This is a genomic window from Ponticoccus litoralis (assembly GCF_039769985.1).
In the GTDB taxonomy this organism is placed as follows: Bacteria; Pseudomonadota; Alphaproteobacteria; order Rhodobacterales; family Rhodobacteraceae; genus Ponticoccus; species Ponticoccus litoralis.
Genome location: NZ_JBDNCH010000002.1, coordinates 3,222,210 through 3,245,821, shown reverse-complemented (window position 1 = coordinate 3,245,821; position 23,612 = coordinate 3,222,210). Strand labels below are relative to the sequence as shown.

Annotated in this window: 19 protein-coding genes, 1 tRNA gene and 3 pseudogenes; 11 read left to right on the top strand and 12 right to left on the bottom strand. The window is 68.1% G+C overall.

Annotated features, from left to right (window positions below; all coding sequences use genetic code 11):
- Positions 1 to 18: 18 nt before the first annotated feature.
- From ABFB10_RS17115 to ABFB10_RS17105, 3 genes and pseudogenes are all read right to left on the bottom strand, one after another.
- On the bottom strand, positions 19 to 675 hold the full coding sequence (locus tag ABFB10_RS17115; RefSeq protein ID WP_347167421.1) for an SH3 domain-containing protein: 657 nt from the start codon (positions 673 to 675) through the stop codon (positions 19 to 21).
- Positions 676 to 1,194: 519 nt separating this feature from the next.
- A pseudogene (locus ABFB10_RS17110) lies at positions 1,195 to 2,404 on the bottom strand (DegT/DnrJ/EryC1/StrS family aminotransferase).
- A 110-nt stretch (positions 2,405 to 2,514) separates the two neighbouring features.
- Positions 2,515 to 3,180, bottom strand: a complete 666-nt coding sequence (locus tag ABFB10_RS17105) for an HAD hydrolase-like protein (RefSeq protein WP_347167420.1) — start codon at positions 3,178 to 3,180, stop codon at positions 2,515 to 2,517.
- Positions 3,181 to 3,288: 108 nt separating this feature from the next.
- Here ABFB10_RS17105 and glmU point away from each other — a divergent pair.
- The 4 genes and pseudogenes from glmU (at position 3,289) to ABFB10_RS17080 (ending at position 7,719) form a co-directional block, all read left to right on the top strand.
- Positions 3,289 to 4,642: pseudogene (gene glmU / locus ABFB10_RS24240) on the top strand (bifunctional UDP-N-acetylglucosamine diphosphorylase/glucosamine-1-phosphate N-acetyltransferase GlmU).
- A gap of 43 nt (positions 4,643 to 4,685) precedes the next feature.
- A complete protein-coding gene (gene glmS, locus ABFB10_RS17090; RefSeq protein WP_347167417.1) occupies positions 4,686 to 6,503 on the top strand; it encodes a glutamine--fructose-6-phosphate transaminase (isomerizing) in 1,818 nt (605 codons plus the stop codon).
- Complete coding sequence (locus ABFB10_RS17085; protein ID WP_347167416.1) at positions 6,504 to 7,055, top strand: pyridoxamine 5'-phosphate oxidase family protein; 552 nt, start codon at positions 6,504 to 6,506, stop codon at positions 7,053 to 7,055.
- Complete coding sequence (locus ABFB10_RS17080) at positions 7,045 to 7,719, top strand: DNA alkylation repair protein (protein WP_347167415.1); 675 nt, start codon at positions 7,045 to 7,047, stop codon at positions 7,717 to 7,719. Before ABFB10_RS17085 ends, ABFB10_RS17080 begins: the two co-directional genes overlap by 11 nt.
- 313 nt (positions 7,720 to 8,032) lie before the next feature.
- Here ABFB10_RS17080 and ABFB10_RS17075 read toward each other — a convergent pair whose 3' ends face one another.
- The 7 genes from ABFB10_RS17075 to ABFB10_RS17045 form a co-directional block, all read right to left on the bottom strand.
- Positions 8,033 to 9,232 carry an aminotransferase class V-fold PLP-dependent enzyme gene (locus ABFB10_RS17075; RefSeq protein ID WP_347167414.1) on the bottom strand — a complete coding sequence of 400 codons (1,200 nt, stop codon included), beginning with the start codon at positions 9,230 to 9,232 and terminating at the stop codon, positions 8,033 to 8,035.
- 165 nt (positions 9,233 to 9,397) lie between these two features.
- The gene (locus ABFB10_RS17070; protein ID WP_347167413.1) at positions 9,398 to 11,065 is read right to left on the bottom strand and encodes a BCCT family transporter; all 1,668 of its coding nucleotides are present in this window, start codon (positions 11,063 to 11,065) and stop codon (positions 9,398 to 9,400) included.
- Positions 11,066 to 11,157: 92 nt separating this feature from the next.
- Complete coding sequence (locus tag ABFB10_RS17065; RefSeq protein ID WP_347167412.1) at positions 11,158 to 11,493, bottom strand: universal stress protein; 336 nt, start codon at positions 11,491 to 11,493, stop codon at positions 11,158 to 11,160.
- 371 nt (positions 11,494 to 11,864) lie between these two features.
- The gene (acuI, locus tag ABFB10_RS17060; RefSeq protein ID WP_347167411.1) at positions 11,865 to 12,863 is read right to left on the bottom strand and encodes an acryloyl-CoA reductase; all 999 of its coding nucleotides are present in this window, start codon (positions 12,861 to 12,863) and stop codon (positions 11,865 to 11,867) included.
- Positions 12,864 to 12,886: 23 nt separating this feature from the next.
- Positions 12,887 to 13,045, bottom strand: coding sequence for a DinB family protein (locus ABFB10_RS17055; RefSeq protein WP_347167410.1), 159 nt, complete (start codon positions 13,043 to 13,045; stop codon positions 12,887 to 12,889).
- Positions 13,021 to 13,407, bottom strand: coding sequence for a DinB family protein (locus ABFB10_RS17050; RefSeq protein ID WP_347167409.1), 387 nt, complete (start codon positions 13,405 to 13,407; stop codon positions 13,021 to 13,023). Before ABFB10_RS17050 ends, ABFB10_RS17055 begins: the two co-directional genes overlap by 25 nt.
- A 475-nt stretch (positions 13,408 to 13,882) precedes the next feature.
- Positions 13,883 to 13,969, bottom strand: a tRNA-Leu gene (locus tag ABFB10_RS17045).
- 133 nt (positions 13,970 to 14,102) lie between these two features.
- On the opposite strand from ABFB10_RS17045, the gene lipB reads away from it, so the two are divergent.
- Entirely contained in the window at positions 14,103 to 14,777 is a 675-nt protein-coding gene (gene lipB, locus ABFB10_RS17040) for a lipoyl(octanoyl) transferase LipB (RefSeq protein ID WP_347167408.1), read from the top strand.
- Positions 14,778 to 14,851: 74 nt separating this feature from the next.
- On the opposite strand, the gene ABFB10_RS17035 is transcribed toward lipB, so the two are convergent.
- The gene (locus ABFB10_RS17035) at positions 14,852 to 15,067 is read right to left on the bottom strand and encodes a hypothetical protein (RefSeq protein ID WP_206564912.1); all 216 of its coding nucleotides are present in this window, start codon (positions 15,065 to 15,067) and stop codon (positions 14,852 to 14,854) included.
- Between the two features lie 326 nt (positions 15,068 to 15,393).
- Between ABFB10_RS17035 and ctaD the strand changes: the two are divergent.
- From ctaD to ABFB10_RS17015, 4 genes and pseudogenes are all read left to right on the top strand, one after another.
- A pseudogene (ctaD, locus tag ABFB10_RS17030) lies at positions 15,394 to 17,071 on the top strand (cytochrome c oxidase subunit I).
- A 348-nt stretch (positions 17,072 to 17,419) separates the two neighbouring features.
- Positions 17,420 to 18,007, top strand: coding sequence for a hypothetical protein (locus tag ABFB10_RS17025; protein ID WP_347167407.1), 588 nt, complete (start codon positions 17,420 to 17,422; stop codon positions 18,005 to 18,007).
- A 46-nt stretch (positions 18,008 to 18,053) separates the two neighbouring features.
- Positions 18,054 to 18,569, top strand: a complete 516-nt coding sequence (locus ABFB10_RS17020; RefSeq protein ID WP_347167406.1) for a DUF2244 domain-containing protein — start codon at positions 18,054 to 18,056, stop codon at positions 18,567 to 18,569.
- A 145-nt stretch (positions 18,570 to 18,714) separates the two neighbouring features.
- Positions 18,715 to 19,623: a hypothetical protein gene (locus tag ABFB10_RS17015; RefSeq protein ID WP_347167405.1), complete on the top strand. Its 909-nt coding sequence runs from the start codon at positions 18,715 to 18,717 to the stop codon at positions 19,621 to 19,623.
- Positions 19,624 to 19,757: 134 nt separating this feature from the next.
- Here ABFB10_RS17015 and ABFB10_RS17010 read toward each other — a convergent pair whose 3' ends face one another.
- Complete coding sequence (locus ABFB10_RS17010; RefSeq protein ID WP_347167404.1) at positions 19,758 to 20,222, bottom strand: GatB/YqeY domain-containing protein; 465 nt, start codon at positions 20,220 to 20,222, stop codon at positions 19,758 to 19,760.
- Positions 20,223 to 20,407: 185 nt separating this feature from the next.
- Here ABFB10_RS17010 and carA point away from each other — a divergent pair, with 185 nt between their 5' ends.
- On the top strand, positions 20,408 to 21,553 hold the full coding sequence (gene carA / locus ABFB10_RS17005; protein ID WP_347167403.1) for a glutamine-hydrolyzing carbamoyl-phosphate synthase small subunit: 1,146 nt from the start codon (positions 20,408 to 20,410) through the stop codon (positions 21,551 to 21,553).
- Between the two features lie 137 nt (positions 21,554 to 21,690).
- A complete protein-coding gene (locus tag ABFB10_RS17000; protein WP_347167402.1) occupies positions 21,691 to 23,583 on the top strand; it encodes a glycosyltransferase family 2 protein in 1,893 nt (630 codons plus the stop codon).
- The last annotated feature ends 29 nt before the right edge of the window (positions 23,584 to 23,612 follow it).

The window sequence follows — 23,612 nt, the reverse complement described above, 5'->3', positions numbered from 1 at the left end:
CGGGGTGAACCGCGTGGCTTAGCGCACGATGTAGACGATCTCGCCGGTTGCCGGGTCCACCACGGCGGTGGTGTTGTTGACCGCGACATAGCCGTATTCGCTTTCCGGGATCGGCGTCACCACGGCGGTGTCCGAAAGCTTGGCGCCCACGACGACCTCACCGGTGGCATAGACGGGGTCGACCGGGTTGTTGCGGATGTAGGTCACGGTGGTCTCGTCCACGTCGACCGCCGCACCGACGCCGCCGCCGATCAGCATGCCGCCGAGGATGGCCAGCGGTCCGCCCAGGGCCGCTGCGGCAACCGCGCCGCCGCCGATGGCGCCAACCGCCGCGCCGCCGTTGTCGCCGGGCTCTTCATAGGTCACGGTCGAAACCTCGACCTGGCTTTCCGGCGAGTAGACCGGAACCGGGGTTTCCAGCGAATGCGCGAGGTACTCGCCCGAGGCCCAGCCCGCCTGACCGTCATAGGTGACCTGGCACCAGTTGGCTTCGGCGAGGCATCCCTCGACCATGGTCTCGGTGCTGCCGTCGATGACGCCGATAATCTCGTACTGCGGGCCGGGGCCGGACCGCAGGTTCAGGTCGGTGGTGGCAAAGGCAGAGGTTGCCGCGGCGGCACCACCGGCAAGCAGGGCAGAGGTGGCGGTAGCGGCGATAAGGATGCGCGTTTTCATGATGTTATCTCCTGTTGATCAGTCTGGAGCAAGAACATCCCGGCGCCGCAATTCGTTCCCCCGGAAGATTGGCTGCCTGCGCGGCAGGCCGCCGAACCTGTAACACGGTGAAACGAAGGCAGGCCCGGTCCAGCGCGCCGAAGACGGCAGAGGACGCAGCGCGCCGGACGCCCACCACGCGCGACGCGGGTCGCGCCGCGATACGCCTGTCGGACACGCACAAGCCCCGCGCCTGCCCCAAGGCCCGGTCCATGCATCCGCCATGCCGGACTGCCCTTCGCAAGATGGCTGAGAGAGATGCGCCGGACGCACCCAACCTTCAACGCGGGTCACCGCCGCGATACCACTGCCGGACATACACAAACCCTGCGTCTGCCCCAAGGCCCGGTCCATGCCCTGCCCCTGCTCGCAAGACGGCAGGCGGAACCGACGGCGACGCGCCGCACGCGTTCCACCTCTGACGCGGTGCATGTCGCGTTACGACCACGGCAAAGACGCCGGGCCCTGGCTGTCGGAGATCTAGGCCCCGGCGCGCCCCGAGGCCTGCCAGACCGCGCCGACCTCGGCGCGGATGATCCGGGCGATCAGGGCGCAGTCCTCCTCCGAGAAGGTCAGCGGCAGGCGCATGTCGAGGATGCCGCGCAGGATGCGGTCGCTGGCGGGCATGGGTTCGGAGGGCGCGTAGCGCCAGCTGTCGTAGCGCGAGGTGAACCCGGCAGGCTCGGCGCCGCCGAACCACTTCAGCTCGACCCCGCGCGCGGCACAGCGGCGCAGCACCTCGGGGATCGCACCCTCGGGCCAGTCCAGAAGCAGCATCTGGATCGACGAGCCGACAAAACCGCCGCGCGGATCGCGGTCGATCACCGTCAGGCCGGGGGTGCCGCGCAGCCCCTCTTCGACCACGCGGTACCGCGCGTTCCAGCGCGCCACCTGTCCGGCCAGCGCGCGCGAGCTGCGGGCGCAGGATCGCGGCGCGCAGGTTGTCCATGCGCCCCGAGACATTGGGCGTGTCGTATTTCACCCGCTCGAAGACCTCGGGCGCCGGGGCCGCGCGATGGCGGTCGTACAGCATGTAGGAGCCGGACAGCATCACCGCCCGCGCCGCAAGCTCCTCGTCATCGGTGACGAGAAAGCCGCCCTCGCCCGAATTCGCGTGTTTGTAGGTCTGGGTGGAATAGCAGCCGATGACGCCATGGCGGCCCGAGGGCAGGCCTTCCCAGGTGGCGCCCATGGTATGCGCACAGTCCTCGACCACGCGGATACCGGCGGCATCGCAGATCTCCAGCAGGCGGGCCATGTCGCAGAGATGCCCGCGCATGTGGCTGAGCATCAGCACGCCCGCCTCACCCGCCTTGGCGGCCAGATCGTCGAGGTCGATGGTCAGCGCCTCGGTCACGGCGACGAAGACCGGCACCGCCCCGAGGCTGGCAATGGCGCCGGGCACCGGCGCCAGCGTAAAGGCATTGGTCAGCACCCGGTCGCCGGGCTGCACGCCAAGCGCGCGCAGGGCGCAGGCCAGCGCATAGCCGCCCGAGGCCACCGCCAGCGCGTAGCGCGCGCCGGTGAGCGCGGCGAGTTCCTCTTCCAGAAGCGCCGTCTCGGCGATCTCTCCGGGGGCGGTGTTGTAGCGGTGCAGCCGCCCGTGGCGCAGGACGGAAAGCGCGGCCTCGATGCCCTCTTCGGGGATCGGTTCCTGCTGGGTGAAACTGCCGGTGAAACGCTCTGTCATGGCGCCGGTTGTGGCCCGCCCGCGCGGGGCGGTCAATCCGTCCTTCACGGGCGGGCAGCCGAAATCTTGCAAAGATTTCGGGCCGGTTTCTTTGAAAGAAACCGCCCGGCTCACATCAGCAGGCGATCCACCTCGGGGTGCAGCTCTTCGAAGCGGTCGATGACGCCCTCGGGTTCCAGCGCGTGCACCGCCTGCCCGCCCGGCGCGAAGGTCACCAGCACGCAGGGCCGCCCCGCCGCCCGCGCGGTGTTGCGGTCGGTGTCGCTGTCGCCGACCAGCAGCGAGGCCCCCCGCGCACCGCCCGCCCGCTCGACCGCGGCCCAGTAGGGCGCCACGTCCGGCTTGCGCGTGTGCAGCGTATCGGCCCCCACCAGCGCGCCGAAAAGATCGCGCACCCCAAGCGCGCGCAGCAGCGCCTCTGCCAGCGCCTCGGGCTTGTTGGTACAGACCGAGACCGCGTGGTCCGCGCTGCGCAGCGCCTCGACCGCCTCGACGGCGCCGTCATACATCCGCGTATGGACGCAGAGCGCATCGCCGTAAAAGCGCAGCAGATGCGGATACCACTCGGTCAGCAGATCCTCAGTCAGGGCGCCCTCGCGCTCCAGCCCCAGCCGCAGCATGGCCTTGCCGCCCAGAAGCCCCACGCCCGCATCCGCCACCGGGTCGAGCCGCACGGCCCGGCCCATGCCCTCGAAACAGGCATTCGCCGCCGCGATCAGGTCGCCGCTGGTGTCCGCCAGCGTCCCGTCGAGGTCGAAAACCACGCATTTCCGCATCACAGATGCCCCCTGTCACAACCCGCAATCAAGCGTGAGAGCCATGCCCTTGTCTCACGCCCGCAACCGGATAGAACGGGGCCAACGAAAAGACAAACGGATGGCGACATGAGCATGGCCCTGATCGTCCTTGCAGCGGGCAAGGGCACGCGGATGAAATCGGACAGCCCCAAGGTGCTGCACCGCATCGCGCAGGCGCCGATGCTGTGGCACGCGCTGCGCGCCGGGCAGGCGCTGGAACCGGCCCGCACCGTCGTCGTCGCCGGTCACGGCGCCGAGGCGGTCGAGGCCTCGGCGCTGGACTACGATCCCGAGATCCGCGTGGTGATCCAGTCCGAGCAGCTGGGCACCGGCCATGCGGTGCGGCAGGCGGAACCGGCGCTGCAGGGCTTCGAGGGCGATGCCATCGTGCTTTACGGCGACACGCCCTTCCTGTCGGAAGAGACGCTTGCCGCCATGCAGGCGGCGCGGCAGACCCACGACGTGGTCGTGCTGGGTTTCGAGGCCGCCGATCCGGGCCGCTACGGACGGCTGAAGATGGCGGGCGACCAGCTGGATGCCATCGTCGAGTTCAAGGACGCCTCTGACGAAGAACGCGCGATCACGCTCTGCAACTCGGGCGTCATGGCGATGGACGCGGGCCGGATGATGGCCCTGCTGGCCAAGGTCTCGAACGACAACGCGGCGGGGGAATACTACCTCACCGATCTCGTGGGCCTTGCCCGTGCCGAGGGGCTGACCGCAACGGCGGTGGTCTGCGACGAGGCCGAGACCATGGGCATCAACTCGCGCCCCGAACTGGCGGCGGCAGAGCAGGCCTTTCAGGCCCGCGCCCGCGCCGCCCTTCTGGAGAACGGCGTCGCCCTGCCCGCCCCCGAGACCGTGCATCTGGCACTGGGACACCGTCATCGGGCGCGATACCGAGATCGAGCCCAACGTGGTCTTCGGCCCCGGCGTGACGGTTGAATCCGGCGCCCGCATCCGCGCCTTCAGCCATCTGGAGGGCTGCCACGTCAGCCGAGGCGCCGTCGTCGGCCCCTATGCCCGGTTGCGCCCCGGCGCGGAACTGGCCGAGGACGTGCATGTCGGCAATTTCGTCGAGATCAAGAACGCCGTCCTGCATGAGGGCGCCAAGGCCAACCACCTGACCTATATCGGCGACGCCGAGGTGGGCGAGAAGACCAACATCGGCGCGGGCACCATCACCTGCAACTACGACGGCGTGTTCAAGCACCGCTCGGTGATCGGCAGGAACGCCTTCATCGGCTCGAACACCATGCTGGTGGCGCCGGTCTCGGTGGGCGACGGGGCGATGACCGCCTCGGGCTCTGTCGTGACAGAGGATGTGCCGCCCGGCGCCCTGGCCGTCGCGCGGGCGCGGCAGGTCAACAAGGACGGGCTGGCGACAAAGCTGTTCCGCATGTTGCGGGCACGCAAGGACAAAGAGGCCGGCAAGGCCTGAGACACCAAGGCCGCCAAGGGCCAGAGCAGAAAAGGACAGTCGCATGTGTGGAATCGTCGGCGTGCTGGGGCAGCACGAAGTCGCCCCGACCATCGTCGAGGCGCTGCGGCGCCTGGAATACCGGGGTTATGACAGCGCGGGCATCGCCACCGTGCATCGGGGCAAGCTGGATCGCCGCCGCGCGGTCGGCAAGCTGGTGAACCTGTCGGACCTGCTGGTGCACGAACCGCTGGCGGGCCGGTCGGGCATCGGACATACCCGCTGGGCCACCCACGGGGCGCCCACCGCCGACAACGCGCACCCGCATCGCTCGGGGCCGGTGGCGGTGGTGCACAACGGCATCATCGAAAACTACAAGGAGCTGCGCGCGGATCTGGCGGAACACGGGCTGACGCCGCAGACCCAGACCGACACGGAAACCATCTCGATGCTGGCCAAGCACCTGCTGGACAGCGGCCTGTCACCCGTCGAGGCCGCGATGCAATGCATCGACCGGCTGGAGGGGGCCTTTGCGCTGGCCTTCCTCTTCGACGGCGAAGAGGACCTGATGGTCGTCGCCCGAAAGGGCAGCCCGCTGGCCCTGGGCCATGGCGACAACGAGATGTACGTGGGCTCCGACGCCATCGCGCTGGCGCCGCTGACCAACCGCATCACCTACCTGGAGGAAGGCGACCGCGCGGTGCTGACCCGCGCGGGGGCAACCATCACCGACGCCGAGGGCCGCCGCGTGATCCGCGACATGCGCACCGTCCAGATGGACCAGACGCGCATCGACAAGGCCGGGCACAAGCACTTCATGGCCAAGGAGATCGCCGAGCAGCCGGTGGTGCTGTCGGACGCCCTTGCCGCCTACCTGACCGGCGACGGCATCGCCCTGCCCGACCCGGGTGTGGACTTCAGCCGGATCGACCGGCTGACCATGGTCGCCTGCGGCACCGCCTTCTACGCCTGTTTCACCGCGAAATACTGGTTCGAGCAACTGGCCGGCCTGCCGGTCGAGGTCGATATCGCGTCCGAGTTCCGCTACCGCGAGCCGCCGGTGCTGCCCGGCACCACCGCGCTCTTCGTCAGCCAGTCGGGCGAGACCGCCGACACGCTGGCCGCCCTGCGCTACTGCAAGAACAAGGCCGACCGCATCCTGTCGGTGGTCAATGTGGCCGAAAGCTCGATCGCGCGGGAAAGCGACCTTGCCCTGCCGATCCACGCCGGCGTCGAGGTCGGCGTCGCCTCGACCAAGGCCTTCACCTGCCAGCTGAACGTGCTGCTGCTGCTGGCGATCAAGGCCGCCGAGGATCGCGGGCGGCTGTCCGCCGAGGACCGCGACGCAATGCTGGCCGCGCTGCGCACCCTGCCCGGCGTGATGAACGCCGCGCTGGCGCGGGACAATGCCTTCGAACACATCGCCCGGCAACTGTCCGAGGCGCGCGACATCCTCTTCCTCGGGCGCGGGCTGATGTATCCGCTGGCGCTGGAAGGCGCGCTGAAGCTGAAGGAGATCAGCTATATCCACGCCGAGGCCTATGCCTCTGGCGAACTGAAGCACGGCCCCATCGCGCTGATCGACAAGACGGTGCCGGTGGTGGTCATGGCGCCGCGCGACCGGCTGTTCGAAAAGACCGTGTCGAACATGCAGGAGGTCATGGCGCGCGGCGGCAAGGTGGTGCTGATCACCGATGCCAAGGGCGCCGAGATCGCCGGACAGGATGTCTGGCACGTCATCCAGATGCCCGAGGTGCCCGAGATCCTGACGCCGCTCCTTTATGCCCTGCCCGCGCAGCTGCTGGCCTATCACACGGCGATCGCCAAGGGCACCGACGTGGACCAGCCGCGCAACCTGGCCAAATCCGTGACGGTGGAATAGGTGGCAAAGCAGTTCCCCGCCCTGACAGAGGATCACCGCAGCTTCATCGCAGCGCAGCCGCTGTTCTTCGTGGGCAGCGCCGCCGAAACGGGCCGGGTCAACGTCTCGCCCAAGGGCATGGATTCGCTGCGCGTCATGGGACCGAACCGCATCCTCTGGCGCAACCTCACCGGGTCCGGCAACGAGACCGCCGGGCATCTGGCGCGGGTCAACCGGATCACGCTGATGTGGTGTTCCTTCGAGACCCGGCCGCTGATCCTGCGCGCCTATGGCACCGCGACGGTGCTGCACGCGAAGGAACCGGGCTTTGCCGAACAGGACGCGCTGTTTCCGCCCGACCCCGGCGCGCGGCAGGTCTATGACGTGGCGGTCGACCGGGTGCAGACCTCCTGCGGCTATGCCGTGCCCTTCATGGATTTCGTCGAGGATCGCCGCGTGCTGGAAGGCTGGGCCGAGAAGAAGGGCCCCGAGGGCGTCCGCACCTATTGGGCGGAAAAGAATACCGCGACCATCGACGGCTTCGACACCGGCCTGCCCGCCGATGCGGATTGACGCGGCCCTCGGCGCGCTGCGTGCCGCCGCCGACCCCGCCGTGGCGCCGGAGATGGCCGCCTATCACAAGGCAAAGCGGGTCTATCTCGGGACGCCCAATCCGGCGATCAACGACCTGACCCGCGACTGGCGCGCGGCCCTGTCGCTGGAAGAGCGCGTCGCGCTGGCGGATGGGCTGTGGCAAAGCGACATCCACGAGGCGCGCATCGCGGCGGCCAAGCTGCTGACCCAGGCACGCATCCGCCCCGATGCGGCGGTCTGGGCGCTGATCGCGGGCTGGGTGCCGCAGTTCGACGGCTGGGCGGTGGCGGACCAGGCCTGCTCTGCCGGGGCGCGGCGGGTCATGGCGGACCTGTCGCGGATGGACCGGGTCGAGGAATGGACCGTATCGCCGGACCTCTGGGTGCGACGCGCGGCGCTGGTGATGACGCTGCCGCTGGCGAAGCTGTCCTTCCCGAAACCCGCCGAGCGGGAGGCGCGCGAGCGGGTGCTGGGCTGGGCGGCGGGCTATGTGCCGGACCGGGACTGGTTCATCCAGAAAGCGGTGGCCTGGTGGCTGCGGGACCTGTCGAAGCATGACCCGGACCGGGTCCGGGCCTTTCTGGACGCGCATGGCGCGGGGATGAAGGGCTTTGCCCGCAAGGAGGCCACGCGGCTCCTGTAGGCCAAGCGCGGGTCCCACCGGCGCGGGCACTGCGGTTTCAGTGGGGTCGCCTGCCCTGCGGGACAGGCGACCGGTGGGGGCTCTGCCCCCGCTCGCTACGCTCGCCCCCCGAGGTATTTTCAAGACCGAAGAAGCGGGGGACGCCGTCCCTTTGCGGCTTGGGTCCCTGCGCACGCGAGGGCTGCCGCATTCGCGGGGGCCTTCGTCTTCGGAGGTCATGGCCAGCATATCCCGCGCGGCTTTTGGCATCCCGCCGCGCGCGGGGGCTTGGGTTCTGCGAAGGATTTGCCGAGGAGGACTCGTGCGGCGGCGGTCAGAGCACCGCGTCCAGCGCCTCTATCAGCTTGGTCACTTCCGCCTCTGAGGTGTAATGGGTGAAGGACAGGCGCAGCACGCCTTCTTCGGGGTCGAGGCCCGGGGCGCGCAGCGGGCGTACCGCGTAGAAGTGGCCGCCGCCCGCCATGATGCCCTGTTCGGCCAGCGCGGCGGCCACCGGGGCGGCGGGACGTCCCAGCGCCAGCGCCAGCGTAGGCGCCCGCCGCGCCGCCTCGGCCGGGCCGATCAGGCGCACCCGGTTGCGGCCCTTGAGCGCGTCCAGCAGCGGTTGCAGCAGCCGCTCTTCCTGCGCGCGCATCAGGTCGTGGACCGCCCCGGGCGCGCAGCCGTGATGGGCTGCCAGCGTCTCGATGTAATCCGCCATGCCGGCGCAGGCCGCGACCTGCGCGTGATCCGGCCCGGCGGGGATGAAGCGTTTGTAGAGGACATCTGCGTTGAAGAAATGCGCCTGGTTCGGCAGCACCTCGGCCAGCGCGCGGCGCACCACCATCAGCCCCTGATGGGGCCCATAGGTCTTGTAGGCCGAGAAGAGGTAGATGTCGGCCCCCAGCGCGCCCACGTCCGGAAAGCCATGCGGCGCGTAGGACACGCCGTCGACGCAGGTAAAGGCCCCCGCCGCGTGGGCCATGGCGGTGATTTCGGCAACCGGATTGATCTCTGCGACGATGTTCGAGCAATGCGGGAAGCAGACCAGCCGGACCTTTTCGTCCAGCAATTCCGCCAGGTCTTCGGGGTCGAGATGGCCGGTTTCGGGATCGATGCGCCATTCGCGCACCTCGATGCCCGCCTCGGCCAGCCGCCGCCACGGGCCGGAGTTGGCCTCGTGGTCCTGATTGGTGACGATCACCGCTTCTCCGGGCTGCATGAACTGCCGGAAGGCCTGCGCCAGCACATAGGTGTTCTGGGTGGTGGAGGGGCCGAAGCTGAGTTCCCCGGTCTCGACCCCCAGGAGCGCGGCCATGCGGCGGCGCGCCTCGTCCATTTCCTCGCCTGCGAGGCGGCTGGCGGCATAGGGGCCGTAGGGCTGCACCTTGCGCTGGCGGTAGTAGCGCTCGAGCCGGTCGATGACCGGCTGACAGGTATAGGAGCCACCGGCGTTCTCGAAGAAGGCCTGCCCCTCCAGCGACGGCTCTGCGAAAGCGGGAAACTGCGCCCGCACGAAATCACTGTCCAGCATGTCCACCTCGTCCTGCCTGCCTCTGGGCGCGACAAGACCGCCCGGCGCCGCGAAGGTCAAGCCACCGCCGCCCGGTCCCCGGGCCGGGCCCGCGGGCGACCGGCCGTCGCAGGCAAAAAGGCCCCGGCGAGAACCGGGGCCTTTCGCTGCCCTGTCAGGGCGATGTCAGGGCGATGTCAGCGCAGGGCGCGCTCGGCCGAGGAGGCCCTTCCAGATCGCGTAGCACATCAGCAGCAACACGACGGTAAAGGGCAGACCGGTCGAGATGACCATGGCCTGCAGGGCCGCAAGCCCCCCGCCCAGCAGCAGCACGATGGCCACCGCGCCTTCGAAGATGCACCAGAAGACCCGCTGCGGCACCGGCGCGTCGACCTTGCCGCCCGCGGTGATCGTGTCGATCACCAGAGAGCCGGAGTCCGACGAGGTCACGAAGAAGACGATCACCAGCACGATGGCCAGCACCGAGGTGATCGAGGCCAGCGGCAGGCCTTCCAGCATCGCAAACAGCGACAGTTCCGGGCTGTAGGCGTCGATCACATTGGCCTTGACCGCCGAGGTCTCGGGGTTGGCGACCATGTCGTTGATCGCGGCGCCGCCGAAGACCGACATCCACAGCAGGCAGACCGCGCTGGGGATCAGCAGCACGCAGATCACGAACTCGCGCACCGACCGCCCGCGCGACACCCGCGCGATGAACATGCCGACGAAGGGCGACCAGCTGATCCACCAGGCCCAGTAGAAGGCCGTCCAGCCCTGACGGAAGCCGTCATCCTCGCGCCCGAAGGGGTTCGACAGCGGCACGACCTCTTGCACGTAGGCCACGAGACCCTTGCCGAAGTCGGTCAGGATGCCGACCACGCCCGCCGCGAAGAGCACGAAGAGCAGCAGCAGCATGGCGAGGCCCATGTTGATCTCGGACAGCACCTTCACGCCGCCGTCGAGGCCGCGCAGGACCGAAACCAGCGCCACGGCGGTGATGAGCGAGATCAGGATAACCTGAACGGTGGTGTTGTTGGGCAGGCCGAAGACCTTTTCCAGCCCCGCGTTCGCCTGTGTCGCGCCGAAGCCCAGCGAGGTCGCCAGACCGAAGAGCGTTGCAAAGACGGCGGTGACGTCGATGACATGTCCCCACCAGCCCCAGACGCGCTCTCCGAGGATCGGGTAGAAGGCCGAGCGGATCGTCAGCGGCAGGCCCTTGTTGTAGCTGAAGAGCGCCAGCGCCAGGGCCACGACGGCGTAGATCGCCCAGGGGTGCAGCGCCCAGTGGTAGGAGGTCGCGGCCAGCGCCATGCGGCGGGCGGCTTCGACGTTCTCGGGGATCAGCGCGCCGTCCTCGGTGAAGGGCCGGACCGTGCCCAGCGGCTCGTCGCCCCGGGGGGTGCCGAAGTAATAGGCCGGTTCCAGCACGCCGAAGAACATCAGGCCGATGCCCATGCCGGCGGCGAAGAGCATCGCGAACCAGCCGAGGTAGGTGTAATCCGGCGTGGCATCGGCCCCGCCAAGGCGCACGCTGCCCACCGGCAGCACGATCAGCGCAAGGCAGAAGAGCACAAAGACGTTCGCCGCGCTCATGAAGAACCAGTCGAAGGTCGAGGTCAGCGCGGGCCGCAGCCAGCCGAAGAAGCTGGCCGCCTGCTCGGGCAGGGCCAGCGCGTAGAACACGAAGGCCACGACCGCCGCCGCCGAGATGGCGAAGACCGGGTTGTGAATGTCCAGCCCGAAGGGGCCGATCTGGGTTTCGATATTGTCCTGACCGATCTCGTAATCGGTTTCGATGATGTCGGACTGGCCTTCCGGTTCCGGAATGCCCTGTCCAGAGGTGGAATCTGACATGTAGATGTCCCCTGTCCTGTTTCTCGTTCTGTCTCGCCGGTGCCGCAGGCCGCCGGTCTTGTCCGGTCCCGAAGGCCCGGCTGTCCTTCGGTTCAGCGTACCAGCATGACCGAAATCTTGGCGTGTGCGGCGATGGTGCCGCCGTTCGAGGCCCAAATGTAGTCGGTGACGTTCGGAACATGGCTGGCCATGACCACCAGATCCGACCCGGTGTCCGCGATGGCCTTCAGCAGGGTCGCGTCAAGATCGGTCGCGGGGTCGTGGCTGGTGAGCGCGTGGGCCTGTGCCGTGATGCCGCGCGCCGTGGCCTGCGCATCCGCGAAATCCTTCAGCTTCTGCGCATATTCCTGTGGGTTGTGGGCGATCGCGCTGGGAGAGGCACTGGCCACGCCCACGTAGACCACCTCGGCTCCGTATTGTTTTGCCATGTCGTACCGCACAGCCAAGCGCCTTCTCGAGACGATCCGCATGCGTCAAGTCAACCGGCACCATGATCCGTTTGAACACAGTCCACTCCTTGTCTTGTCGTGCAGCGACCCACCCGAAGCATTCGGGCCGCGGCTTTTTGCCGACGAAGGGTCCCTCTGGTCGGAGGCCCCCTTGACAGGACGCCTCTGAAGACAGGGTAACGCGAAAAGGACAGGTACTTCAAACCGTCACGACCCTTCGCCCGCCGAAAGCGACGCGCAGGGGGCCTGATGGCGTCCGGTTGCCGTAGCGTCCGCCGGGGCGCGGAGCGGCAGGCCGCCGCCATGGCCGGGGGCGCGGCGCCTTGTCGCGGGCGCCCCCTGCCCCTGCGTCAGGCGTTCACATCGACGACGACGCGGCCCTTGACCTGGCCTTTCAGGATCTCGGCGCCGAGGCGCGGCAGGTCCGACAGCGTGGCGGGCTGGACCATGGCCTCGAGCCGGTCCATCGGCAGGTCCGACGCGATCCGCGCCCAGGCCCGCAGGCGCGCGTCATAGGGCTGCATGACGCTGTCGATCCCCAGAAGGTTCACGCCGCGCAGGATGAAGGGCGTGATCAGCGCGCCCTCGATGGCCGCCCCGCCCGCAAGGCCGATGGCCGCGACCGAGCCGCCGTATTTGACCTGTTTCAGGACACGGCCCAGCATCGCGCCCGCCACCGCATCGACGCAGCCCGCCCATTGCTCGCCTTCCAGCGGCTTGCGCGTGACCTCGGTCAGCTCGGCCCGGGGCACGATCTGCGTGGCGCCGAGGTCGCGCAGGTAGCCTTCCTGCTCGGGGCGGCCGGTCACGGCGGCGACCTCGAAGCCGAGGTTCGACAGGATCGCCACGGCGACCGACCCCACGCCACCGGCGGCACCGGTCACCAGAACCGGCCCCTTGTCCGGCGTCAGGCCGTGGTCCTGCAGGGCCATCACCGCCAGCATCGCCGTCAGACCCGCCGTGCCCACCGCCATGGCGGCGCGGGTGTCCAGCCCGTCGGGCAGCGGCACCAGCCAGTCGGCCCTGACCCGCGCCTTCTGCGCATAGCCGCCCCAATGCGCCTCTCCGACGCGCCAGCCGGTCAGCACGACCTTGTCGCCGGGCTTGTAGCGGGCGTCATCCGAGGCCTCGACCGTGCCGGCAAAATCGATGCCCGGCACATGGGGGTAGCGCCGCACCAACCCGCCGCCCGGCCCGATGCAGAGCCCGTCCTTGTAGTTCACCGTGGAATACTCGACCGCGACGGTCACCTCGGCATCCGGCAGGTCGGTCTCTGCCAGCGCCTGAACGGCGGCGGTGGTCTTGCCGCTGTCGGCGTCCTTCTCGACCACGAGCGCGTTGAAAGTCATGTCTCTCTCCCTTTGAGTGTCGTCTAAAGCCAGGGCCCGCCGTCCGGCATGAAGGCCAGATCGGTCACCGCCCCCTTGGCCCCCGCCGCCGTCAGCATGGCGTGGATCTGTCCGCGATGGTGGGTCTGGTGGTTGAACATATGCACGATGCACAGGGTCACGGGCTTGGCGAGGGTTGCCACTGGTCAGCCCCGAGTACCACGTCCAGCTCGCCCGCCAGATCCACCGCGCGCAGGCGCTCGGCCCACAGCAGGATCTCTGCGTCGGTGCGGTAGCGGGCCATCTCCCAATCCGCCGGGGTGGCGCAGAAGGTGGTGCTTTCGCTGCCGGGCACCGTCGGCCCCTTGGTGCCGGTCAGCCGCGACAGCCACATCCGGTCGCCCCAGAGCAGGTGGTTGGCCGTGGCCAGAAGCGACCCGAAGAAGGCGCCGCGCTCGGCCCGCAGGGCCTCCTCGTCCAGCCCGGCGAAGGCGGCGATCACCTGCCGGTTCTGCCAGGCGTTGTAGCGCGCCATGGTCACGCAATACTCCGGCGTCACGATCATGCAGCAGCCCCCGCATTGCCTGCCCCTCCGGCAATTCACTATGCAGAGCGACCGGTCGAGGGCAAACGCTTTCCCTTCGGCTACCGGCAGCGCGCTGCATGACGGCCAGACCCGCAGCGCAGCATCCCGGAAAACCTTGGCGCCACGCGATGCCAGACCCGCGTACAAAGGGGGGCCGCCGCTCCCCTGCCGCAACACGGGGGCAGCGCGGCCTCTCGATGACGCTGAGCGACGCCGCCCCGTGCATGGCACGGCGGCGCACCGCGACCAGCGCCCCGGATCACGGCAGGCAGGCCGGTCCGGGCGCCGCCCCTGCCCGGCTTCAACAAGGCGAGACATGTCCCCCGATACACCGCCGCCCCGAACGGCGTCAGAGATCGGGCACGGGCCCCTCTTCGGGGAAGGCCATGTTCGGGGAAGACCGTGGGGCCAAAAGCAAAAGCCCCGCGAAACCGCGGGGCTTTCAGCTTCAAGTTGGTGCGGTCGAGAAGACTCGAACTTCCACGGGAGTTACCCCACAGCGACCTCAACGCTGCGCGTCTACCAATTCCGCCACGACCGCACTGTCCTGACTTGGTGAAGCGCCTCTTAACGAAGCCCAAAGGGGATGTGAAGAGGAAAATTGACCCCGGGCCGCATTGTGCCCCGCCGCCGCAGCGCGTACCCCGGAAACAGGTCCCTTGCAGGAGGCTCTCATGGTAGAGTGGAAGATCAGCGACGGCCTCGTTCCCTACGAAGAGGCTGTCTCGTTCATGGAAGACCGCGCCGCCGCCATCGCCGCGGGCGCGGCGGAGGAATGCGTCTGGCTGCTGGAGCATCCACCGCTTTACACCGCAGGCACCAGCGCGCGGCGCGAGGACCTGACGGACCCGGACCGCTTTCCCGTCCACCAGACCAAGCGGGGCGGTCAGTTCACCTACCACGGCCCCGGGCAACGGGTGGTCTACGTCATGCTGGACGTCGGCAAACGCGGCCGGGACGTGCGCTGTTTCGTGCAGGATCTGGAACGCTGGGTCATTGCCACGCTTGGTGAATTCGGCCTGACCGGTCACATCCGCGAGGGGCGCGTCGGCGTCTGGATCGAGCGCCCGGACCGGCCCCGCACCGCCTCGGGCGCCATGGCAGAGGACAAGATCGCCGCCATCGGCATCCGCCTGCGCAAATGGGTCAGCTTCCACGGCATCTCGATCAACGTCGAGCCCGAGCTGGACCATTTCGACGGCATCGTGCCCTGCGGCATCACCGAATACGGGGTGACCAGCCTCGTGGACCTCGGGCTGCCGGTGACGATGGACGACCTCGACGTGGCGCTGCGCCACCAGTTCGGCGAGGTCATGGAACGGAAAACGCCGCGTGCCTGCCCGGTCTGACAGGCACGCGGCGTCTGGAGATGCGGGTGCGGGCGCCGGGGAGATCGCCCGGCGCGCTCAGGCTGCGGGACGCATCAACGCATGGTCGCGCGGTTGGCGAAGACGTGCAGCAGGATATCCTCGCGGCTGAGGCCCATCGAGGCCAGCTCGGCGTCGGACTTGGCGCGCAGCTTGGCGATCTGCTCGGTGCGCTGGCGATAGCGGCGGTCGAAGGGCGTCTCGAACATGCGCTCGATGCGCTGGCGCAGGGTGGAGCGGTTCGAAACGAAGCTGTGGTCGAAATAGGCCATTGTCAGGTTCCCCGGTCTGTCTGGCGCCGCGCCGTCGCGGCAGTTGCTGGGATAACGTTAAACCCGCAGCCGGGTTCCCCGACAGTCCGGCATTCCCCACCCCGCGCGCCCCGTCCATCGCGCGGCAGCCGAAATCTTTGAAAGATTTCGGACCGCTTTCCGGGTCGGAAAGCGCCCCTGCCGCAACCGGGTGCGACAAAATTGTTTGATCTGCGTCAAAAGCCTCCATTGCCCGCAGGTTGGTCACATCCTAAAAAGCCGCAGAGTTTCGGCGTGGGCGGATTCCCTCTCGCGCCTCTGACGCAGGCACCAGCAGGAGGCACCAAATGGCAGACGCCGCCATTCACGGCCATGAGCACGAGGACAACCGTGGGTTCTTCACCCGCTGGTTCATGTCCACGAACCACAAGGATATCGGTATCCTTTACCTGATCACCGCGGCCATCGCAGGCCTGATCTCGGTGATCTTTACCGTCTACATGCGCATGGAGCTGATGAACCCCGGGGTTCAATACATGTGCATGGAGGGCATGCGCCTGTTCCCGACCGCGGTCGAGAACTGCACGCCCAACGGCCACCTCTGGAACGTGCTGATCACCGGCCACGGCATCCTGATGATGTTCTTCGTGGTCATTCCCGCGCTGTTCGGCGGCTTCGGCAACTACTTCATGCCGCTGCAGATCGGCGCGCCGGACATGGCCTTCCCGCGGATGAACAACCTGTCCTACTGGCTTTATGTCGCCGGCACCACGCTGGCGGTCTGCTCGGTCTTCGCGCCGGGCGGCAACGGTCAGCTTGGGTCTGGTGTGGGCTGGGTCCTCTATCCGCCGCTCTCGACCAACGAGGCCGGCCTCTCCATGGACCTTGCGATCTTCGCGGTCCACGTCTCGGGCGCCTCGTCGATCCTGGGTGCGATCAACATGATCACCACCTTCCTGAACATGCGCGCCCCGGGCATGACGCTCTTCAAGGTTCCGCTGTTCTCGTGGTCGATCTTCGTCACCTCGTGGCTGATCCTGCTGTCGCTGCCGGTTCTGGCGGGCGCCATCACCATGCTGCTGACCGACCGCAACTTCGGCACCACCTTCTTCCAGCCCTCGGGCGGCGGTGACCCGATCCTGTACCAGCACATCCTGTGGTTCTTCGGCCACCCGGAAGTGTACATCGTGATCCTGCCCGGCTTCGGCATCATCAGCCACGTCATCGCGACCTTCGCGCGCAAGCCGATCTTCGGCTACCTGCCGATGGTCTGGGCGATCATCGCCATCGGTGCTCTGGGCTTCGTCGTCTGGGCGCACCACATGTACACGGTCGGCATGTCCCTGACCCAGCAGAGCTACTTCATGCTGGCGACCATGGTCATCGCGGTTCCGACGGGGGTGAAGATCTTCTCGTGGATCGCCACCATGTGGGGCGGCTCGATCGAGTTCAAGACGCCGATGCTCTGGGCCTTCGGCTTCCTGTTCCTCTTCACCGTGGGCGGCGTCACCGGCGTCGTGCTGAGCCAGGCCGGCGTCGACCGCGCCTATCACGACACCTACTACGTCGTGGCGCACTTCCACTACGTGATGAGCCTCGGCGCGGTCTTCGCCATCTTCGCGGGCATCTACTTCTACTTCCCCAAGATGACCGAGCCGCATGTACAGCGAGGCGATGGGCAAGATCCACTTCTGGACCTTCTTCATCGGCGCCAACCTGACCTTCTTCCCCCAGCACTTCCTGGGCCGTCAGGGCATGCCCCGCCGCTACATCGACTACCCCGAGGCCTTTGCCTTCTGGAACTACATCTCGTCCTGGGGTGCGCTGCTGTCCTTCGCGTCGTTCCTGTTCTTCTTCTACATCGTGTTCCACGCCCTGACGCGCGGCGCCAAGTCGACCGAGAACAACCCCTGGAACGAATATGCCGACACGCTGGAGTGGACCCTGCCCTCTCCGCCGCCGGAGCATACCTTCGAAATCCTCCCCAAGCGTGAGGACTGGGACAAGTCGCCCGCCCACCACTAAGCGGCGCGGCCAAACAAACCGAAAGGCCCCGACACGTGCGGGGCCTTTCCTGTTGAAGGGTGACGCCAATGGCCGCCCCGGACCACTGCAAGGAAGCCTTGGCCATGCAGGATTTCACCTCGATGACCGCGGACGACACGCTGGCGCGCCTGAACGCGATGCCGCGCCGGGCCGCGCGCCGGGCCATGCAGCGCCTGATCTACCGCAAGTCCAGCCGCCCCGCGGATCTGGCGCAGCAGATGGCGCTGCTGCGGGCGCTGGCGCGGGCCGAGCCGCTGGACCGCTTCGAGCCGGACCTATGCGCTAATCGCCTGCGCCCACAAGGCCAGCGAGACGGTGGATACCGATATGCTCGACAGCATCGACGCCGAGCTGCACGAGACACTGGACTGGGCGCGCGCCCTGCCCCAGCGCAACATCCTGCGCCGGGACGGCTTCCATCTGCGCTACTCGGTGCTGAACGTGCTGATCGGCAGCGCGCTTCTGCGCGACGCCGGGGATCTGCCCGCGCTGGCCGCCACGGCGCTGAGCGAGCTTGACCGCCTGTCGCCGCGCCGCGCCTCGTCCTACCTGTTCAATTCCAGCAGCAACGTGGTGAAGACCGTCTGCCTTGCGGTGACGCTGGCGCCCGGCAATGCAGCGCATGTGCACCAGCAGCTGCGCCGCCTGATCGACCTCAGCCTCGGCCTTGTGCACATCCACCAGATGCTCGAACCGCTGACCCGGCGCTTCGGGCCACGGCGGCTGGAGGCGGTCTCTCCCTCCTCCGCCTACGCCGAGTTCGAAGCCACGCAGAAACGGCTCTTCCTGCTGGAGGATCTCTGCCGGAACCCCGGGGATGCGGCCCTGCGGCGCCGCCTTGCCATGGCCTCGGTCGGGCGCAAGACCGAGGCCCAAACAGCCGCCATGATGGCGGCGCTGGACCGGCACCTGTAGACATCGCGAAACGGAAAACCAGCCCCCGAAGGCAGCGGACAGACCCATGCCCTACCACTGGACAGACACAGGCCCCGACGCGCCGCGCAGGCTGAGGCTCTGGCCGCATAATTCGCTTTCAGCGCGCGGCTTTGCCATCATGGTGCTGGGCTTCTTCCTCTTCGCCTCGATCCCGCTCTACGGCTTGCTCGGCACGGTCCTTCTGTGGGGGCTGCTGCCCTTCATGCTTGCCGCCACGGCGGGGCTTTACTATGCGCTCCGGCGCAATGCCTTCGACCGGCGGATCATCGAAGAGCTGACCATCACCCCCGACCGGACGACCCTGATCCACACCGATCCGCGCGGCGCGGAGCAGCGCTGGGACGCCAATACCTACTGGGTCAGCGTGACGATGCACGAGACGGAGGGCCCGGTGCCCTATTACGTGACGCTCAAGGGCGCCGGGCGCGAGGTCGAGGTCGGCGCCTTCCTCTCCGAGGAAGAGCGCATCGCCCTCTATGACGAGCTGCTGCGGGCCTTTGCCGGGATCACCGCGCCCGAAGGGTCGGCACCGGCCCCCTGAACCCGCCCATCCCCTTGATATTTCGGCGCTTCACCGGAAAGGCGCAGGATTACCCTTGCATGCGCCCCGGCCTTCCGGCACCACCTCTGTGTCAACCGGGCCCCGCGCCTCTTCCGTCCACCCCCGATCAGGACCCCGTGAAACCATGGCGCAGGCCCCCGCAACCGCCAAGACCCACCGCGCCGCGCTGATGCTGGCCGCCGCGCTCGGGCGCGCGGACTGGGCGCATTGGCTGAAGCCGGTGCCCAGCGAAGCGGCGGCGCTGGAGCTGCGCGGCGCGCTCTCGACCCGGGTGCCGCCGCTGCGCAAGCAGGTGGTCTTCCTGATCCCGCTGGTCGGCCCCGATCAGGTCGGCGACTGGCAGGCGGTGACCGACCGGCTTCAGGCAACGCTGCACTGCATGCGCACGCAGGACGATCCGCACTGGCAGGCCGTGATCTGCTGTCAGGAACGGCCGCCGCTGCCCGACGATCCGCGCATCCGCTTCCTGCCCTTCGACGATCCCGAGCCCGGCAACGACAAGTGGCGCAAGCTGGCGGCCCTGACCGGCCACCTTGACCAGATCGCCCCCGCCCCCTGCTACGTCATGAGCTTCGACGCCGACGACCTGCTGCGGCAGGGAACGGTGCGCGAGATGCTGCGGCGGCAGGCGCCGGGCGGCTACCTGGTGCAGGCGGGCTACGTGATGGACGATGCAACCGGGGTGATCGCCCTGGCCGATGCGCCGGACCTGAAACAGCCGATGCGCAAGCCGTTCTGGAAGCTCTGCGGGTCCTGCGCCGCGGTGGCCCATGACCCCGACCTGCCGCAAAGCGCCGCCTTCCTGCAGGCGATGACGCAGCACGAGCACCGGATGTTCCCCTACCTCGGCGCGCTGGCCGGACGTCCGCTTGCGCCGCTGTCGCAGCCTTCCGTGCTTTACGTGCTGAACCATGGCGAGAATTTCGGCGCGCGGCGCGGGCGGGTCGGCTTCAAGACCCGCTTCGTCGAGCGCTTCCGCATCGACGATCCCGATGCGCTTGCAGAAGTCGCCGAGGGTTTCCCCGTTCCCTAGACCGGGTCTGCGCCCCAGAGCACCGGCGGCAACTCCGCGCTTCAGGGGGGCCATCCGATGGATGGGGCAGCCCCCGATTTTGTCACCGCCGATATTGTCACCGCAGACCTTCGCGGCGGGCGGGCACCGGGCCGTCAGCCCGCGGCGAGGCGGTCCTTCACCCGGGCACCGACGGCGCCAAAGTCCATCTGGCCGGTGTACTTGGTCTTCAACACGCCCATCACGCGGCCCATGTCGCGGATCGACTCGGCGCCGACCTCGGCCACCGCCGCCTTCACCGCCGCGTCGATTTCCGCCTCGTTCAGGGCGCGCGGCAGGAATTCCTCGATCACCTCGATCTCGGCCAGTTCCTGTTCGGCAAGATCCAGTCGGTCGCTTTCCTCGTAGGTCTTGGCGCTTTCGCGGCGCTGTTTGACCATCTTGCCTAGGATGCCCAGCACCTCGGTGTCGTCGACGCCGGTCTCGTGACCCTCGGCCCGGACCGCGATATCGCGATCCTTGATGGCGGCGTTGATCAGGCGCAGGGTCGACAGGCGCCCCGCCTCGCGGTCCTTCATCGCCTGCTTGACCGCCGCGTTCACACGCTCTCGCAATTCCATGAGCCTTATCCCCAGTCTCATATCACAAGATTGGCACCCTATACCGAAACCCGCCCCCGCGCAACCAAACCCAAAAGCGTCAAGTTCTTGAATTTTCTCAATTTATCATTTCAGCCACCCCCTTGACCCCTGCCCCGCGCCGCCTTAGGTTCCGCGCGATTTGCCCCCAGCCCCGGAGTCCTCCCATGCCCACGCCAGCGCCGACCGCCTGTCTTGCCCTTGCCGACGGCACCCTCTTCTATGGTCAGGGGTTCGGGGCCACCGGACAGACCACAGCAGAGCTGTGCTTTAACACCGCCATGTCCGGCTATCAGGAAATCATGACGGACCCGTCCTATGCGGGCCAGATCGTGACCTTCACCTTTCCGCATGTCGGCAATGTCGGCGTGAACCCGGAAGACGATGAAACGCAGGATCCGGTGGCCGCGGGCATGGTGGTCAAATGGATGCCCACGCAGTCCTCGAACTGGCGCGCCGCGCAGGAACTGGGCGACTGGCTGGCCGCGCGCGGGCGCATTGCCATCGGCGGCGTCGACACCCGGCGCCTGACCCGGGCGATCCGCCAGTCCGGCGCGCCGCATGTGGCGCTGGCCCACAGCCCCGACGGCAACTTCGATATCGCCGCGCTGGTCGCCGCCGCGCGCGGCTTCCCGGGTCTGACCGGGCTCGACCTCGCCAAAACCGTGACCTGCGCGCAAAGCTACCGCTGGGACGAGATGCGGTGGGCCCGGCCCGAGGGTCACCAGCGCCAGACCGAGGCGCGCCACAAGGTCGTGGCCATCGACTATGGCGCCAAGCGCAACATCCTGCGCTGCCTCGCCTCTGCCGGCTGCGAGGTCACGGTGCTGCCCGCCTCGGCGACCTATGACGATGTCATGGCCCATGATCCGGCGGGCATCTTCCTGTCCAACGGCCCCGGCGACCCGGCGGCCACCGGCGAATATGCCGTGCCGATGATTCGCGACCTGCTGGACAAGACGCAGCTTCCGCTCTTCGGCATCTGCCTCGGTCACCAGATGCTGGGGCTGGCCCTTGGCGCGCGCACCATCAAGATGAACCACGGCCACCACGGCGCCAACCACCCGGTGAAGGACATCGAGACCGGCAAGGTCGAGATTACCTCGATGAACCATGGCTTTGCCGTGGACAGCCAGAGCCTGCCCTCCGGCGTGGTCGAGACCCATGTCTCTCTTTTCGACGGCTCGAACTGCGGGATCCGCATGGCCGACCGCCCGGTCTTTTCCGTCCAGCACCACCCCGAGGCAAGCCCCGGGCCGCAGGACAGTTTCTACCTCTTCGAACGCTTTGCCGCGTCGATGGATGCCGCCTGAGCAGAGCGATCCGCGTCAGGTCTTGCCAAAGGGTTAACGGCGGGCAGATTTCTCCCGCCGTTAACCTTTTGATATTAGGAAAAAATTAAGAAAACGCCCGCCATAACACCGGTATCCGCAATCATGGGGTACTGGTGATGACACAGCACCGCCTCCTTTCGGCAGAGGCAAGGCGCGCACAGGCCGCCGATCAGCGCGGTCAGCCCCTCAGTCATATCCTCATCGACGATGGCGCTGTCGCCGCGTCGGACATGCTGCGCGCCTTGGCAAAGGCGCAGCGGTTCGACCAGCCGGTGTCGCACATCGTCGCCGCCGAATCGCTGGCCACGCCCGACCAGGTGCTTTCGGCGCAGGCGCGCAGCTACGGCGCCCTTGCCCTGCGCCGCGATGTGACGCCGCCCGATGCGGCGCTCGACGGGCTTCTGGCACCGGATTTCTGCCTGCGGCACGGCATGCTGCCCTGGATCCGGCTGGGCGATACGCTGGTGCTGGCCACCGCCCGCCCGGCAGAGTTTCCGGCCCTCCTGCCAAGGCTACCTTCGGACATCGGCCCGGTGATGATGGCGCTGGCGACCGAGGCCGATATCCATGCCGAGATCGCCGCACGCCACGGCGCCGCCATGGCGGTCGAGGCCGCGCACCGCGTGGCCCCGGACGAAAGCTGCCGCGACCTGAACCAGTCCAGCCCGCAGCGGCAGGCGGCAGCCATCCTTGCCGGGGCGGCCTTCATCGCCCTGCTGATCTGGCAGCCCACGGCGCTTTTTGCCGGGGCGCTCCTGCTGGCCCTGGGCTCTCTGATCCTGTCGCAGGGGCTGAAGCTGGCGGCGCTGCTTGCCGTGCCCCGACGCACCGCCGTTGGACAGGCGGACCTGCCCGAGGTGCTGCCGACGGTGACGATCCTCGTGCCGCTCTTCGACGAGAAAGAGATCGCCGCGACGCTGGTCCGGCGCCTGTCGCGGCTGACCTACCCCAAAGCGCTGCTGGAGGTGGTGCTGGTGCTGGAAGCCGAGGACGCGATGACCCGTGCCACGCTGGCCCGCACCACCCTGCCGCCCTGGATGCGCTGCGTCTTCGTGCCGCCGGGCGAGGTGACGACCAAGCCGCGCGCCCTGAACTACGCGCTGCGCTTCACCCGGGGCGAGATCGTCGGGATCTACGATGCCGAGGACGCGCCCGCCCCCGACCAGATCGAGCGGATGGTGGCGGCCTTCGCGCAGGCTGCCCCGGATGTCGGCTGTCTGCAGGGCATCCTCGATTACTACAACCCGCGCGCCAACTGGCTGTCGCGCTGTTTCACCATCGAATACGCCAGCTGGTTCCGGGTCATGCTGCCCGGCCTCGCGCGGATGGGCTTTGCCGTGCCCCTGGGCGGCACATCGGTCTTTCTCAAGCGGGCCGTGCTGGACCAGGTCGGCGGCTGGGACGCCCATAATGTGACCGAGGACGCGGATCTGGGCTTGCGCCTTGCCCGCTACGGGTATCGCACGGAACTGTTCGCCTCGGTCACCCGCGAAGAGGCCAACAACCGCCTGTGGCCCTGGATCAAGCAACGCTCACGCTGGCTGAAGGGCTACGGCATCACCTGGTGGGTGCACACGCGCCGCCCCGTCAGGCTTTGGCGCGCGCTTGGGCCAAAGCGCTTCCTCGGGGTGCAGCTGCTGTTTCTGTGCACGCTGGTGCAATTCGCCCTCGCGCCGGTGCTCTGGTCCTTCTGGATGATCCTTCTCGGCCTGCCGCACCCGCTGGACGGGCATCTCACGCCCGAGGCGGTGTTCTGGCTGACCGGGGTCTTCCTCAGCGCCGAAGGCATCTCGATCCTTCTGGGGATCGCGGCACTGGCCCGCAGCCCGCACGCCGGGCTGATGGGCTGGGTGCCGACGCTCTTCGCCTATTTTCCGCTGGGCACGCTGGCGCTTTACAAGGCGCTCTGGGAAACGCTGCGCAGCCCCTTCTACTGGGACAAGACCATGCATGGCCGCTCGGCGCCCGACGGCCCCGGCGCCGACCTGCCAACCGACAGCTCGTTGTGAGCCGGGCGCTTCGGGCCAGGCCCGCGCCA

Excerpts from the sequence above, each read along its gene's own strand:
- ABFB10_RS17115 (WP_347167421.1), bottom strand. The coding sequence starts at position 675 with ATGAAAACGCGCATCCTTATCGCCGCTACCGCCACCTCTGCCCTGCTT.
- ABFB10_RS17105 (WP_347167420.1), bottom strand. The coding sequence starts at position 3,180 with ATGCGGAAATGCGTGGTTTTCGACCTCGACGGGACGCTGGCGGACACC.
- glmS (WP_347167417.1), top strand. The coding sequence starts at position 4,686 with ATGTGTGGAATCGTCGGCGTGCTGGGGCAGCACGAAGTCGCCCCGACC.
- ABFB10_RS17080 (WP_347167415.1), top strand. The coding sequence starts at position 7,045 with ATGCGGATTGACGCGGCCCTCGGCGCGCTGCGTGCCGCCGCCGACCCC.
- ABFB10_RS17075 (WP_347167414.1), bottom strand. The coding sequence starts at position 9,232 with ATGCTGGACAGTGATTTCGTGCGGGCGCAGTTTCCCGCTTTCGCAGAG.
- ABFB10_RS17070 (WP_347167413.1), bottom strand. The coding sequence starts at position 11,065 with ATGTCAGATTCCACCTCTGGACAGGGCATTCCGGAACCGGAAGGCCAG.
- ABFB10_RS17065 (WP_347167412.1), bottom strand. The coding sequence starts at position 11,493 with ATGGCAAAACAATACGGAGCCGAGGTGGTCTACGTGGGCGTGGCCAGT.
- acuI (WP_347167411.1), bottom strand. The coding sequence starts at position 12,863 with ATGACTTTCAACGCGCTCGTGGTCGAGAAGGACGCCGACAGCGGCAAG.
- ABFB10_RS17050 (WP_347167409.1), bottom strand. The coding sequence starts at position 13,407 with ATGATCGTGACGCCGGAGTATTGCGTGACCATGGCGCGCTACAACGCC.
- lipB (WP_347167408.1), top strand. The coding sequence starts at position 14,103 with ATGGTAGAGTGGAAGATCAGCGACGGCCTCGTTCCCTACGAAGAGGCT.
- ABFB10_RS17035 (WP_206564912.1), bottom strand. The coding sequence starts at position 15,067 with ATGGCCTATTTCGACCACAGCTTCGTTTCGAACCGCTCCACCCTGCGC.
- ABFB10_RS17025 (WP_347167407.1), top strand. The coding sequence starts at position 17,420 with ATGCTCGACAGCATCGACGCCGAGCTGCACGAGACACTGGACTGGGCG.
- ABFB10_RS17020 (WP_347167406.1), top strand. The coding sequence starts at position 18,054 with ATGCCCTACCACTGGACAGACACAGGCCCCGACGCGCCGCGCAGGCTG.
- ABFB10_RS17015 (WP_347167405.1), top strand. The coding sequence starts at position 18,715 with ATGGCGCAGGCCCCCGCAACCGCCAAGACCCACCGCGCCGCGCTGATG.
- ABFB10_RS17010 (WP_347167404.1), bottom strand. The coding sequence starts at position 20,222 with ATGGAATTGCGAGAGCGTGTGAACGCGGCGGTCAAGCAGGCGATGAAG.
- carA (WP_347167403.1), top strand. The coding sequence starts at position 20,408 with ATGCCCACGCCAGCGCCGACCGCCTGTCTTGCCCTTGCCGACGGCACC.
- ABFB10_RS17000 (WP_347167402.1), top strand. The coding sequence starts at position 21,691 with ATGACACAGCACCGCCTCCTTTCGGCAGAGGCAAGGCGCGCACAGGCC.